Below are 15,329 nucleotides of genomic sequence, written 5' to 3' on the forward strand. Positions count from 1 at the left end.
ATGAATTTATTAAAAAAATATAAAGTAAGCCTACTGTTAGTAGGTTTACTTTCCATTAATTCAGCCTTTGTTAGCTGTTCATCTGATGATACTAAAGATTCAGAAACCGGAGTTGAAACTACAACAGAGTTGAAAATTAATCTCGATATGAATCTTCAAACTATGGAAAGTTTTGGAGCTTCTGATGCTTGGCAGTCTAACAATATTGGGAAAAACTGGCCTCTTGATAAAAAAAATAAAATGGCTGATTTGTTGTTCAGTAAAGAACTGGATAGCGATGGAAATCCTAAAGGAATTGGTTTGTCATTATGGCGTTTCAACCTTGGAGCAGGAAGTGCTGAACAAGGAGAAGCAAGTGGTATTACTGATGAGTGGAGACGCAGTGAGTGTTTTACTACTGACGGTGTAAGCTATAATATGAATAAGCAAGCAGGTCAGGTATGGTTTATGAAAGCGGCAAAACAACGTGGAGTTGATAAGTTGTTGGCTTTTACCAATAGTGCTCCTGTTTATTTGACCCAAAACGGAAAAGCACACGCAAGTATTAACACTTTTTACAATCTAAAAGATGGTAAAATGCCTGAATTAGCTGATTTTTGGGTTAATGCTATTGATAAACTAAAGACAGAACACGATTTAACAATTGATTATTTAAGTCCGTTTAATGAACCACAGTACGAATGGGATGGTTCAAGTCAGGAAGGTTCTCCGGCTACAAATGCCAATATTTATAGTTTTGTGAATATTTTGTCTCCAAAATTACAGGCAAAAGGATTGAATTCGAAAATTGTTGTAGGTGAAGCTGGTGCTTTCGAACCGTTGTATAAAACGGTAAGTGGAAAAGAAAATCGTTCTAACCAGATTGATTATTTCTTTGGAGTTAATTCGGCTAAAAACATTGCAGGATTAAGCAATGTAAAGAAAACAATTTCTGGACATAGTTATTGGCAAGCTTGGCCATTGAGAGAATTAATTACATCAAGACAATCAGTTGCAACCAGAGCAGCAACAGTTCCGGGATTGAGTGTTTGGGCTTCTGAATATTGTATTCTTGAAAATCCGGGAACATCAGAACTTCCGGGTGGAGCAGGCCCAGGTAGAGATTTAGGAATTAGAACCGCACTTTGGGTTGCCCGTATTATCAGTACTGATATTTCCATTGGAGGAGTTACTTCATGGCAATGGTGGACGGCTATAAGTCGTGGTGATTACAAAGACGGATTACTTCATGTTGATGACGGATTATCAAATGGTGCTGGTGATGCTAATTATTGTAAATATGATGGTAATATAAGAGAAACTAAAATTCTTTGGGCTTTAGGGAACTTCTCTTTCTTTATAAAGCCGGGTATGCAAAGAGTTCAAATACCTAATATAGATAATGCTGCTGCAACTACTAATGTAATGCTAACAGCCTACAAAGATGAAGTAGCAAAAAAACTGATTATTGTAGCGGTTAATGTTTCTGCTTCGGCAAAAACATACAAATTAAATCTTGCAGGTGGTGCTTTAGTTGATAATAAATTCACACCTTATATTACTTCTGAAACAATGAGTTTGAAAAAAGGAGCAGCTGTTGATGCAACTGCTTTTGATATTCCGGCTAAATCTATTGTAACCTATGTAGGAACTTACAATTAAGAAATTTAATAAAAATTAAAAAATGAGAATTAATAACTCTCATTTTTATTGATAAGAGTTTGCTGTGTAAAAACAGTAAACTCTTATTTATAATTCATAAATAAAAAAATAGAATAGTGTTTACAAAAAAAATCTTAGTAGCTGTTTTTTTCTTGTCATGTTGGTCTGCTTTCAGTCAGCTGTCATTTGGTGATTCGAAGAAAATAAATGATAACTGGAAGTTTAATCTTCAGGATATTTCGGATGCTAAAAACACAGCATTTGACGATAGTAATTGGCAGAAGGTAAATGTACCGCATGACTGGAGTGTAAAAGGACAATTAAGCCCAACATTGGCTAGTTGTACCGGTTATCTTCCCGGGGGAATTGCCTGGTATAGAAAATCAATCAATATTCCACAAAGTAAAAGTGGCGAAAAAGTTTATTTGTATTTTGAAGGTGTTTACAACAGAAGCGAAGTTTTTATTAACGGACATTCTTTAGGAAAACGTCCTAACGGCTATATTTCTTTTGCTTATGATGCAACTGCTTATGTGAAATTTGGAGCAGAAAACACAATTGCTGTTCGTGTGGATCACAGTCAAAGTGCCGATTCGAGATGGTATTCAGGTTCAGGTATTTATAGAGATGTTTGGGTAGTGTATGCTAATCCGGTGCATATTGCACAGTGGGGCGTTTATGCTTATCCGGAAGTGAAAAAAGGAACAGGAACTTTAAATGTAGAAGTTGAGGTTGAAAATGGTTCTGCATCAAAATCTACTCTTACTGTAGTTAACGAATTGATTTCGAAAGAAGGAAAATCTGTTGCAAAAACTTCTAATAAGATTGAGGTTACAGCCAATACAAACGGTAAAATTGCAACCAAATTGCAAGTTAAAAATCCAAAATTATGGGATTTAGATAATCCAAATTTATACCAACTGAAAACAACTGTTTTTAAAGATGGTAAGGAAATAGACCAAACGTTTACAAAAACAGGTTTTAGAAAATTTACATTTGATGCTAATAATGGTTTTGCATTAAATGATAAATGGATGAAAATGAAGGGGGTTTGCTTGCATCATGACGCAGGTGTTTTAGGTTCAGCAGTTCCTCGTGAAGTTTGGGAATCAAGATTAAAAACATTGAAAGAAATAGGTGTAAATGCTATACGCACCAGCCATAATCCGCAGGCACCTGATTTTTATGAATTGTGTGACGAATTAGGATTGTTAGTCTTAAATGAAGCTTATGACGAATGGGAGTTTCCTAAACGCAAGTGGATGACAGGCTGGAATGTAGGCACACCGGAATTTCAAGGAAGCTTTGATATTTTTGCTGATTGGGCCGAAAAAGATCTGGAAGATTTTGTTCGTCGTGACAGAAATCATTTATCTGTTTTTGGATGGAGTATTGGTAACGAAGTAGATTATCCAAATGATCCCTATTCACATCCGGTTTTGGATAAAGGAAAAGACGGATTTGGACAGGCAGCTTACGGCGGTTACAAAAAAGACGCACCAGATGCCATGCGCTTAGGTGCCATTGCAAAACGTTTGGTTGCAGCAGTTAAGAAATACGATAAATCCCGTCCAACTACAGCAGGATTAGCAGGAGTAGCCATGTCTAATGAAACTGAATATCCGGGAGCTTTAGATATTACGGGATATAATTATACCGAAAGTAAATACTTATCTGATCATAAGAAATATCCAAACAGAGTCATTTTTGGTAGTGAAAATGTTCACGATATGGAACCTTGGTTAGCTGTAAAAAATAACAAGCATATTTTTGGGCAATTTCTCTGGACTGGTATCGATTATTTAGGAGAATCAGGAAGCTGGCCTTCAAGAGGTTTTTACTCAGGATTGGTTGATTTTGCAGGAATTATCAAACCCAGAGGGTATTTTCGTCAGTCATTGTGGTCCGATAAACCGATGACTTACATTGGTACTTATCCATTAAAAGATGAAAAAGAAGTTTCTAAAGATGCGTGGCCAATTTGGAATTATAATTCCGGAGCAACAATTCGTGTGGTTTGTTATACCAATGCTGCTAAAGCTCGTTTGGAATTAAACGGAAAAGTAGTAGGTGATACTAAATCTTACGATGAAAAAACAGGAATTATTTACTGGGATATTCCATTTACTTCAGGAAAATTAGAAGCAATTGGTTTAAGTAATGACAACAAAGAAGTAAGCCGATATGCAATTACATCTACTGAACAACCTGTTGAATTAACAATTGCTGATAAAAACATCACGATTGCTAAAGATAAAGGTGTGGCAAAAATAATGGTTCAGTTAAAAGATGAAAAAGGATTACAAGTAATGTTGTCAGATAATGAAGTGACATGCACTATCAGTGGGCCTGGAGTTTTATTAGGCTTGGAAGCTGGAAACAATAGCGACATGACTGATTATACAGATAATGTACATAGAGTATTTCATGGTCAGATAGCTGCTTATATTCAGGCTACTGGCGAAGCGCAACCCATAAAAGTGACATTTACAAGTCAGTGGTTAAAACCAGTTGAAATGATTATCAATGTAAAATAAGTGTTAATTAGGTTAGTTTCTCAATCAACCTGTCTGTTAGTGGTTTTCAGGCAGGCTGATTGTTTCTACGATGAAACGGATAGCTTTCTCTAAAACAATAATGAGATAGTAATCAAGATTGTTCCTTACTAATTATCTAATGCACAAAAGAAATGTTAATAATGAAAAACAACAGCATGCAAATCAAATATATAGTAACATCAGTTTTTCTGCTGTTCTTTCTCTCCTCATGGAATTCCGGAGATAAGAAGGTAATAAATATTGATGGCGACTGGACAGTTGCCTTAGACAGTACCGATATTGGACTTAAAAACGGCTGGCAAAATACGGCTTTTAAGCAGTCAATGAAATTACCGGGAACTACAGATGATGCAGGTCTTGGAGTACCTAATAAACTAAAACCAAGTATAGAAAAGCCACAAATGAGCCATTTAACCCGTAAAAACAGTTATTTGGGAGCTGCCTGGTACAGCCGTGAAATTACAATTCCTAAAAATTGGAAAGGTAAAGAAATGCTATTAAAACTGGAGCGTGTTTTATGGAAAACTAATGTTTGGATTGATGGAAAAGAACTGGGAACGGAACAAAATAGCCTTATTGCCCCACATTATTTTGATCTTAGTAAATATCTTATTGCCGGTAAAACACATCGTATAACTATTCGTATTGACAACCGTAAACTATTTGATATTAGTGTAGATAACATGGCACATGCTTATACTAATCATACACAAATTATTTGGAATGGTGTTATTGGCAAAATGGAAATTGAAGCATTTGATGCCGTTCGAATTAGTAATCTTCAGATTAAACCTGAAATTAGTAGCGGAACTGCACAAGTAAAATTGGCATTGAATAACAATACCAATAAAATTGCTAAGGGAATATTAAAAATTACTGCGGTAAATAAAAAAAGCAATATTCCGGTAGCAACACTTCAAAAGGATATCCAGGTCAAAATGGGACAATCTGTTATTGAAGTAGATTATAATATGGGCAAGGACGTAAAGCTTTGGAGTGAATTTTCACCTGAGCTGTATGAATTGAAAGCCGAATTAAACGCAGCTAAAAATACATCAACTATTTCAGCCGATTTTGGAATGCGCAGTTTTTCTAAAAAAGGATCGGTACTTACAATAAATAATCGTCCTGTATTTTTAAGAGGAACATTAGAATGTGATATTTTTCCGCTTACTGGCTATGCGCCAATGGACAAAGAAGGATGGAGAAAAGTATTTGGAACAGCTAAAAACTGGGGATTGAATCACCTGCGTTTTCATTCCTGGTGTCCGCCTCAGGCTGCTTTTGAAGTAGCAGATGAAATGGGATTTTATTTGCAGGTTGAATTGCCGGTTTGGGTTCTTAAAATTGGAGAAGATCAAAAAACAACTGATTTTTTATATGCCGAAGCACAGCGAATGATTGATGAATATGGTAATCATCCTTCTTTTTGTATGTGGTCAATGGGTAATGAACTTCAGGGAGATATGACTGTTTTAACAAAATTAATGAACAGTTTAAAAGCTCAGGATGCTAGACATTTGTACACCACAACTTCTTTTACTTTCGAAAATGGACATGGAAAATGGCCGGAACCGGAAGATGATTTCTTTATTACCCAATGGACTAAACAAGGATGGGTGCGTGGTCAGGGTGTTTTTAATAGTGAATCACCAAATTTTAACAAAGATTATGTAGCTTCGGTTGAAGGAATGACGGTGCCATTGGTTACACATGAAATTGGACAATATGCCGTTTATCCTAAAATAGATGAAATTTCGAAATATACAGGAGTCTTAGATCCTATTAATTTTAAATCGGTAAAAGAAGATTTAGAACGAAAAGGATTAATCAATAAAGCCGCTGATTATACTCAGGCTTCCGGTAAATTAGCTGTAATACTTTATAAAGAAGAAATAGAGAGAGCCTTAAAAACAGCAGGAATTAGTGGTTTTCAATTATTAGATTTACATGATTTTCCGGGACAAGGAACGGCTTTAGTAGGTTTGCTGGATGCTTTTTGGGACAGCAAAGGTTTGATTTCGGCAGAAGAATTTAGAGCGTTTTCAGCTCCTGTAGTGCCACTTATGCGTTTTGCTAAAGCAACTTATACTAATAATGAATCTTTTACAGCTTCATTAGATATAAGTAATTATGCTGAAAGTAATTTGAATAATCAGGAAATTGAATGGAGTATTTCTGATGGAAATACACTAATTGCTTCGGGAAATACTAAAGCTACTATCGCTATTGGTTACAATCATAAAGTTTTAGATTTAAACGAAAGTCTTCAGAAAATTACAAAGGCATCAAAATTGACCGTTAAAGTAAATTTAAAGGGAACAAGTTATAAAAACCAATGGAATATTTGGGTTTATCCGCAGAAACAGACTATTGATTATGGAAAAGTAGTTTATACCAGAAATCTTGATGAAGCGTATAAATTGCTTAATGCCGGAAAGAAAGTATTATTGAATCCGGATTGGAAAAAAATTAAAGGTATCGAAGGGAAATTTGTTCCTGTATTTTGGAGTCCGGTTCATTTTCCAAAACAGGCCGGGACTATGGGAGTGCTGTGTAATCCTTCGCATAAAGCTTTGGATCATTTCCCAACAGATATGAATACCGATTGGCAATGGTGGGATCTGAACGTAAACTCTACAACACTTATCATGGATAGTGTTGTAGGAGGAAATCCTATTGTAGAAATGGTTGATAATTTTGCTAACAACCGCAAGTTAGCTTCGCTTTTTGAAGGAAGTGTAGGAACTGGAAAATTGATGATTGCATCCTTTGATTTAAGTACGGATTTAGAAAAACGTCCTGTTGCAAAACAGATGTTGATTTCGATACTAGATTATATGAATAGTTCTTCATTTAATCCGGATACTATTAAAAATCCAGATGCTTTAAAATTGATTTTAAAAGAAGAAAAAGAAAAAGCTAAAGAAGGAGCTACAAGTATTTATTAGAGTAAATAACAAAATCACAAAAACAACAACAACAACAACAAACCTATTTGCAGTAAATTATTGTAATAGGTTTGTTTTGTAATAAACATCGCTGTTTTTTTTGAAAAACAGTTAAGCATTATTTATGAGAATATTAAAAATAATTTCAGCAAGTACAGTTTTTACAGGTTTGTTATTGATTGCATCTTGTTCATCAAAAATGAATTCGAAATCAGAACCAACACTTTCGAATATTGCCGAAATTAAAATTGATTTGAATCAGGAGTTACAAACTATGGATGGTTTTGGAGCATCAGATGCCTGGAGGTGTCAGATGGTTGGTAAAAATTGGCCTTTAGAAAAAAGAAATGCGATTGCCGATTTACTTTTTAGTAAAGAGGTTGATAAAGAAGGGAATCCTAAAGGAATTGGCTTGTCTGTTTGGAGATTTTATTTAGGTGCGGGAAGTACGGAACAAGGATTAAATAGCGGTATTGCTGATGAATGGCGTAGAAGCGAATGCTTTCAAAATCCAGATGGAAGTTATGACTGGACAAAGCAAGCGGGACAAAGATGGTTTTTACAGGCAGCTAAAAGTCGCGGAGTTGAAAAATTTCTGGCTTTCACCATTAGTCCGCCGGTACAAATGACATTAAATGGAAAAGCGTTTTCGCCACAAAAAGTTAATATGAATATCAAAAAGGGAATGCTTCCTAATTATGCCGACTTTTTGGTAGAAACTATTGATAATTTACAGCGCAATGAAGGAATTACTTTTGATTATTTAAGTCCAATAAACGAACCGCAATGGGATTGGATGGCTGGGGAAAACGGGCTGGCAAGCCAGGAAGGAACTCCTGCAACCAATCAGGAAATGTTTAATTTTACAAAACTTTTATCAGAACGAATACAATCAAAATCACTGAAAACAGAGATTGTTCTGGGGGAAGCAGCTATAATAAATTATTTGTATGAAAATGTAAATGACGAAAGTAGAGACGATCAAATAAATACGTTTTTTGGTTCATCTTCAACCAATATTTCACAATTGCCTCATGTGAAAAAAGTAATTACAGGACACAGTTATTTTTCGATTTGGCCAGTAAAAGACCAAATAAGTTATCGTGAGAAATTAAGTTCTCGTTTAAAACAAATTGAGAACTTAAAATATTGGCAAACGGAATATAGTATTCTGGAACAACTTGGTGAAGATGTAATTCCGGGTAGCTCTGGTCATCAAAGAGATCTTGGAATGAAAACGGCACTTTTTGCTGCACAAATTATTCATAACGATATTGCTGTTGCCAATGCTTCTTCATGGCAATGGTGGACGGCTCTCAGTAGGGCTGATTTCAAGGATGGATTAATTTATCTGGACGATGGAACAAACAACGGAAGTATGATTGACGGTTATTGTAAAAATGATGGATTCTATCATGATTCAAAATTATTATGGGCTTTTGGTAATTATTCTCGTTTTGTACGTCCCGGAATGATTCGTTTACAAATCGAAAATCAAAAAGTTGAAGATGGTATATTGCTGACTGCTTACAAAGATGTAGCTAATAAAAAAGTAGTAATTGTGGCCGTCAACAATAACGATTCGATGAAAAGGTATAAGTTGAATCTTTCTGGAAGCGTATTGATAAAAAAAGCATTGACTCCTTATACTACTTCAGAAACCATGAGTTTGAAAAAAGGTACTGATGTAACAGCGGCTAGTTTTGAAATTCCGGCAAGAGCTGTAGTTACTTATGTAGGTATTTATAAATAGGGTTTTTGTCGTATAAAGAATAAAAAAATTAACTTTTGATAAATTTACCCTCATTATTTGCGAATTTGTCCCTCTTTATTATAGTTATTTAATCATTTCTTTGCTTCTATAAGCTGTATTTATAGAAAACCATAATGATATAGCGCACTTATTTTATTAAAAATATAATTTATGTTAACAACAAAAAAAACTTTTCTAGCAATTCTCGCTTTTTCTTATGGAGCCGCTTTTAGCCAAATAGGATTTGGGGATTCTCAAAAAATTAATGAACAATGGAAATTTATTCTGCAGGACAATAAAGACTTTCAGAATTCAAGTTTTGATGATGGTAAATGGCAAAATATTGCACTTCCTCATGATTGGAGTATCAAAGGACAATTGAGTCCAACCTTAGCGAGTGCTACAGGATTTTTACCCGGAGGAATTGCATGGTACAGAAAATCAATGGATGTTCCTTCAGCAAAGAAAGGTCAAAAAGTATATTTGTATTTTGAAGGGGTGTACAACAGAAGCGAAGTTTTTGTTAATGGAAAGTCTTTAGGGAAACGTCCTAATGGCTATCTTTCTTTTGCTTATGATGCTACTCCGTACATTAAATATGGAGAAAAAAATACGATTGCTGTTCGTGTGGATCACAGTAAAAGTGCCGATTCACGTTGGTACACTGGTTCAGGGATTTACCGTAATGTTTGGGTAGTTTATGCTAATCCGGTGCATATTGCACAATGGGGTGTTTATGCTTATCCTGAAGTAAGTAAAAATACAGGAACTTTGAATGTTGAAGTGGATGTAGAAAATGCTTCTGCTGGAAATACCAATTTAACTGTTGTTAACGAATTGATTTCCAATGATGGAAAAACAGTTGCAAAGAGTACTAATAATGTAGCAATTGCTGCTAATCAATCAGGAAAAATAGCGACAAAAATAAAAGTGAATAATCCTAAATTATGGGATTTAGCGCATCCAAATTTGTACCAACTAAAAACTACCGTGTTAAAAGACGGACAAGTAGTGGATCATTCGGTGACTCAAACAGGTTTCCGCAATTTTACTTTTGATGCCAATAAAGGTTTTGCTTTAAACGGCAAATGGATGAAAATAAAAGGGGTTTGTTTGCACCATGATGCGGGAGTATTAGGTTCGGCGGTTCCTCGCGAGGTATTAGAAGGAAGATTGAAAACCTTAAAGGAAATTGGAGTAAATGCAATACGTACCAGTCATAATCCTCAGGCACCAGATTTTTATGAACTTTGCGACCAATTAGGTTTATTGGTTCTAAACGAAGCTTATGACGAATGGGAGTTCCCAAAACGCAAATGGTTAGAAGGATGGAATCAGGGAACACCAGGATTTGAAGGTTCTTTTGATATTTTTGCTGATTGGGCCGAAAAAGATTTGGAAGATTTTGTGCGTCGTGATAGAAATCATCTTTCTGTTTTTGCCTGGAGTATTGGTAACGAAGTAGATTATCCTAATGATCCATATTCTCACCCGGTATTAGCTGGAGGAGGAGATACAGGATTCTCACAAGCCGCTTACGGAGGTTATAAAAAAGATGCTCCGGATGCGATGCGTTTGGGAGCAATTGCAAAACGATTGGTTGCTGCAGTAAAAAAATACGACAAGTCTCGTCCTACAACTGCTGGTTTAGCCGGAGTAGCGATGTCTAATGAAACAGAATATCCGGGAGCTTTGGATATTACAGGATACAATTATACCGAAAGTAAATACCAATCAGATCATAAAAAATACCCTAAACGTGTAATTTTTGGTAGCGAAAACCGTCATGATTATGATGCCTGGTTAGCGGTAAAAAACAACGAACATATTTTTGGACAATTTTTATGGACAGGAATTGATTATCTAGGAGAATCAGGAAGATGGCCGTCAAGAGGATTCTATTCGGGATTGGTTGATTTTGCAGGACAAATTAAACCTAGAGGTTATTTCCGTCAATCACTTTGGTCAGATACACCAATGATTTACATTGGAACTTATCTTTCGAATAATCCAAACAAAAAAGACCTGTCAATGGATGCTTGGCCATTGTGGAATTACAATGATGGTCAAAAAGTAAAAGTGGTTTGTTATACCAATGCTGCTAAAGCGCGACTTGAATTAGATGGAAAAATTGTTGGCGAAGTGAAAAACTACGATTCGGAAGTTGGAATTATTTCTTGGGATATTCCGTTTCAATCAGGAAAACTGGAAGCTGTAGGATTGGATAAAAATGATAAAGAAGTGAGCCGTTATGCTATTACTTCTTCAAAACAACCTCATGCTATTGTTGTGAAAAGTGCTGATGCAGTTGTCAATAAAGACAGAGGTGTAGCCGAAATCATGTTGCAAATAGTTGATGAAAACGGAGTTCCGGTAATGATTTCTGATAATGAAATTACTTGTAAAATTCTAAGTGGTTCAGCGAGTTTATTAGGCTTAGAAGCTGGAAATAATTCGGATATGACTGATTATACTGATAATGTACACCGTGTTTTTCACGGACATATTTTAGCTTATATTCAGGCAAATGGAACAAATGAACCTGTTAAAGTTCAGTTTTCCAGCCCATGGTTAAAATCAGTAGAAGTTACTATTAATGTAAAATAACACGCTTTTATACAGTAATTTACGTTTTTAAAATAAAGTATTACTATCCGTTACTTATACCAAATTATTGAGATGGCACAAAGATGAAACTGATTTTAAAAGATTATCGCAGATTTTAATTTATAAAGAACTATGAAAAATCCGTTTTTATCTGTTCAATCAGTGTCACCTGCCTGTCGGTAGACAGGTCTGTGGCCTATTTCTTTATTTAGTCCGCTTAGCGGACAGTCATAAAATAAAATATTTCTACAGAATAAGCTGTTTGTTTTTTAGCAGATAGCTTATTTCTTATGATAAAAATGTTTATTATATTTGAAGTGTAATATTAACACATATAAAAACCAAAAAATGAGAATAAAGAATAAAATTGCTCTGGCACTAGTAGTTGTATTGGTATCGGTTGCTACCAATGCCCAGAAAACAGTTTTTAAAAAAGATGAATTTAAACAATGGGCTCAAACCCCTCCAATGGGATGGAACAGTTGGGATTGTTATGGCTCGACAGTGGAGGAGCATGAGGTAAAAGCCAATGCGGATTATATGGTTAAAAACCTAAAAAAATCAGGTTGGGAATATATTGTAGTAGACATCAGATGGTTTGTTGAAAATGATAAAGCAGGAGGCTACAACCAGAAAGACCCACGTTATGTAATGGATCAATACGGAAGATATTTACCAGCATTGAATAGATTTCCATCAGCAAAAGACGGACAGGGATTTAAACCTTTATCTGATTATATTCATAGTAAAGGATTGAAATTTGGAATCCACATTATGCGTGGAATTCCTAAAAAAGCAGTACAAGAAAAGTTACCAATTAAAGGTGCTAACGGAATTACCGCTGACCAAATTTATACTACAGCCTTACAATGCGAATGGTTGAAAGACAATTATACTATTCTTGCAGATAAACCGGGAGCACAGGAATATTATGATTCTTTATTCGAATTGTACGCTCAATGGGGAGTAGATTTTATCAAAATCGATGATTTGTCAAGACCGTATCACGAAGCAGAAATCAATTTGATTAGAAAAGCAATTGACAAATGTGGTCGCAAAATAGTTTTAAGTACTTCACCTGGAGAAACACCAATTTCAGCAGCTGCTCACGTGGGTTCTCATGCTAATATGTGGCGTATGGTGGATGATGTTTGGGATACCTGGCCACATGTTACCCATTTGATGGATGTGGCTCAAAAATGGTACCCACATATTGCACCTGGTACCTGGCCTGATTGCGATATGATTCCTTTAGGAAGAATTTCGTTAAGAGGAGAACGTGGCGAAGATAGAATGTCCCGATTAACCAAAGACGAACAATATACATTGATGACCTTCTTTAATATTTTTAAATCGCCATTGTTTTTTGGAGGAGATATGCCAAGTAATGATGCTTTTACTTTATCATTATTAACCAATAAAGAAGTCCTAAAAATGCACCGTGAAAGTACTGATGTAAAGCAACTTTTTCAAAAAGACGGGAAAGTGGCAGTGACTTCAAAAAATCCAAAAGACGGAAGTATTTATTTAGCATTGTTTAATCTTTCAGATAAAAAGACTGAAAATGTTACTGTTTCTTTATCTGATTTAGGAATTAAAAATGCCGATGTTACTAATCTATGGACAGGAAAAAAAACAGGTTCAGTTTCTAATGAAATTTCCGCTTCGTTAGCGGCTCATAGTTCTGTTCTTTATAAATTAAAAGCCAAAAAATAATGCTCAAATTACAATTCAGTTTGCTTTTGTTTTTACTATTAACTAGTTTTTCAAAAGCTCAAAATAAAAACGGTGTTCCGCCTGTTATTGCCGAAAAAGATTTAACATCTTACCTGTTTGTTTATTTCACAGGGAATAGTGTTGAAGAGGAAGCGGTGCGTTATGCTATTAGTGCTGATGGTTATCATTATTACCATCTTAATGATAACAAACCTATTTTAGATAGTAAAATAATCAGTTCTACAGGCGGTGTTCGTGATCCGCATATTTTAAGAGGTGACGATGGTAAAACATTTTACATGGTGTTGACTGATATGACTTCTTCTAAAGGTTGGGATTCTAATCGTGCAATGGTATTATTAAAAAGTACCGATTTGGTAAATTGGAAAAGCAACGTAGTCAATATCCAAAAGACTTTTCCCGGAAATGAAAATTTAAAAAGAGTTTGGGCACCACAAACTATCTATGATGCAAAAGCGGGTAAATACATGATTTATTATAGCATGCAACATGCCGGAGGTCCTGATATTATTTATTATGCTTATGCTAATAAGGATTTTACAGCCTTGGAATCTGAGCCAAAAGTGTTGTTTGTTCCAAAGGCTAAAAATGCTTGTATTGATGGTGATATTATCGAAAAAGACGGCGTTTACCATCTTTTTTATAAAACCGAAACCAATACTCCGGGAATTAAAGTGGCTACAACAACTGATTTGACATCTGGAAACTGGACAGAAAATGATAATTATTTGCAACAAACTAAAGAAGGTGTTGAAGGTTCCAGTGTATTCAAATTAAATCATTCTGACGAATATATCTTGATGTATGATGTCTACATGAAAGGAAAATATCAGTTTACTAAAACAAAAGATTTAGAACATTTCACGGTAATTGACAACGAAATTTCAATGGATTTTCATCCGCGTCACGGAACGATTTTACCTATTACACGCTCTGAATTGAAAGCTTTGATTGCCAAATGGGGAAAACCAGCAGCTTATCCACAAATTAATAATAATCCTGTTCTTGAAGGCTATCATGCTGATCCTGAAGTTTTGTATGCTGAGAAAACGGGAAAATATTATATCTACCCAACCAGTGATGGATTTGATGGATGGGGTGGTTATTATTTTAAAGCTTTTTCATCGGATAATCTAGTAGACTGGAAACCGGAAGGAGTCATTTTAGATCTTAAAAAAGATGTCCCTTGGGCGGGAAGAAATGCCTGGGCACCTTGTATCGTGGAGAAAAAAATAAAAGGAAAATATAAGTATTTTTATTATTACACTGGAGCGCAAAAAGTAGGAGTAGCGGTTTCAGACAATCCTACAGGTCCATTTAAAGATTGCGGAAAACCAATTGTAGCTACCCGACCTGAAGGCATAAAAGACGGGCAGGAAATTGATCCGGACGTTTTTACTGATCCAAAAACGGGTAAAAGTTATTTGTATTGGGGAAATATGTATATGGGAGTGGCTGAGTTAAATCCTGATATGGTTTCTTTAAAACCAGGAACTACCAAGGTAATTGCCGTAAATGATAGTTACCGCGAAGGAACTTATGTATTTTATCGAAATGATAAATATTACTTTATGTGGAGTGAAGACGACACCAGAAGTCCAAATTATAAAGTGAGATATGGTATTTCAGATTCGCCACTTGGACCAATTGTAATGCCAAAAGATAATATTGTCATCCAGGGAAACAAAGAACAAGGAATTTATGCAACAGGACATAATTCGGTAGTGAAAGTTCCTAAAAAAGACGAATGGTATATTGTATATCACCGTTTTTCGTACCCTACCGGAATCAATATGGGCGATGCAGCCGGTTTTCATCGTGAAGTGGCCATCGATAAACTCGAATTCAATGCTGACGGAACGATTAAGCAAGTTGTTCCTACTCATGCAGGAATTAATCCTGTGAAGAAGAATTAAAGAATAAATTTTGCCTTAAAAAAGGAAAGCACTATTTAATAAAGTTGCTTTCCTTTTTTTATATAATTCATAAACTGGTAGGGTGTAGTGTTGTTAGTTGAGTTGACTTTTTATCTTTGAAATAACTATAACCAATTACCATTTTTTTATATAAATATTCTTTTAA

At 35.2% G+C, this 15,329-nt stretch carries 7 protein-coding genes; all 7 read left to right on the forward strand.

The window, feature by feature from the left end:
• The 7 genes from FDM27_RS03510 (at position 1) to FDM27_RS03540 (ending at position 15,163) form a co-directional block, all read left to right on the forward strand.
• A complete protein-coding gene (locus tag FDM27_RS03510; protein WP_140485189.1) occupies positions 1 to 1,641 on the forward strand; it encodes a glycoside hydrolase in 1,641 nt (546 codons plus the stop codon).
• 116 nt (positions 1,642 to 1,757) lie between these two features.
• Positions 1,758 to 4,178 (forward strand): sugar-binding domain-containing protein, encoded by a 2,421-nt coding sequence (locus tag FDM27_RS03515; protein ID WP_140485190.1) that lies wholly within the window; start codon positions 1,758 to 1,760, stop codon positions 4,176 to 4,178.
• A 161-nt stretch (positions 4,179 to 4,339) separates the two neighbouring features.
• Positions 4,340 to 7,150: a glycoside hydrolase family 2 protein gene (locus tag FDM27_RS03520; protein WP_255510456.1), complete on the forward strand. Its 2,811-nt coding sequence runs from the start codon at positions 4,340 to 4,342 to the stop codon at positions 7,148 to 7,150.
• 124 nt (positions 7,151 to 7,274) lie between these two features.
• Entirely contained in the window at positions 7,275 to 8,903 is a 1,629-nt protein-coding gene (locus FDM27_RS03525) for a glycoside hydrolase (protein ID WP_140485191.1), read from the forward strand.
• Between the two features lie 171 nt (positions 8,904 to 9,074).
• A complete protein-coding gene (locus tag FDM27_RS03530) occupies positions 9,075 to 11,510 on the forward strand; it encodes a sugar-binding domain-containing protein (protein ID WP_140485192.1) in 2,436 nt (811 codons plus the stop codon).
• 348 nt (positions 11,511 to 11,858) lie between these two features.
• The gene (locus FDM27_RS03535; protein ID WP_140485193.1) at positions 11,859 to 13,226 is read left to right on the forward strand and encodes a glycoside hydrolase family 27 protein; all 1,368 of its coding nucleotides are present in this window, start codon (positions 11,859 to 11,861) and stop codon (positions 13,224 to 13,226) included.
• A complete protein-coding gene (locus FDM27_RS03540) occupies positions 13,226 to 15,163 on the forward strand; it encodes a family 43 glycosylhydrolase (protein ID WP_140485194.1) in 1,938 nt (645 codons plus the stop codon). Before FDM27_RS03535 ends, FDM27_RS03540 begins: the two co-directional genes overlap by 1 nt.
• Positions 15,164 to 15,329 lie beyond the last annotated feature (166 nt).

The organism is Flavobacterium sp. GSA192 (genome assembly GCF_006386525.1).
Taxonomy (GTDB): Bacteria; Bacteroidota; Bacteroidia; order Flavobacteriales; family Flavobacteriaceae; genus Flavobacterium; species Flavobacterium commune.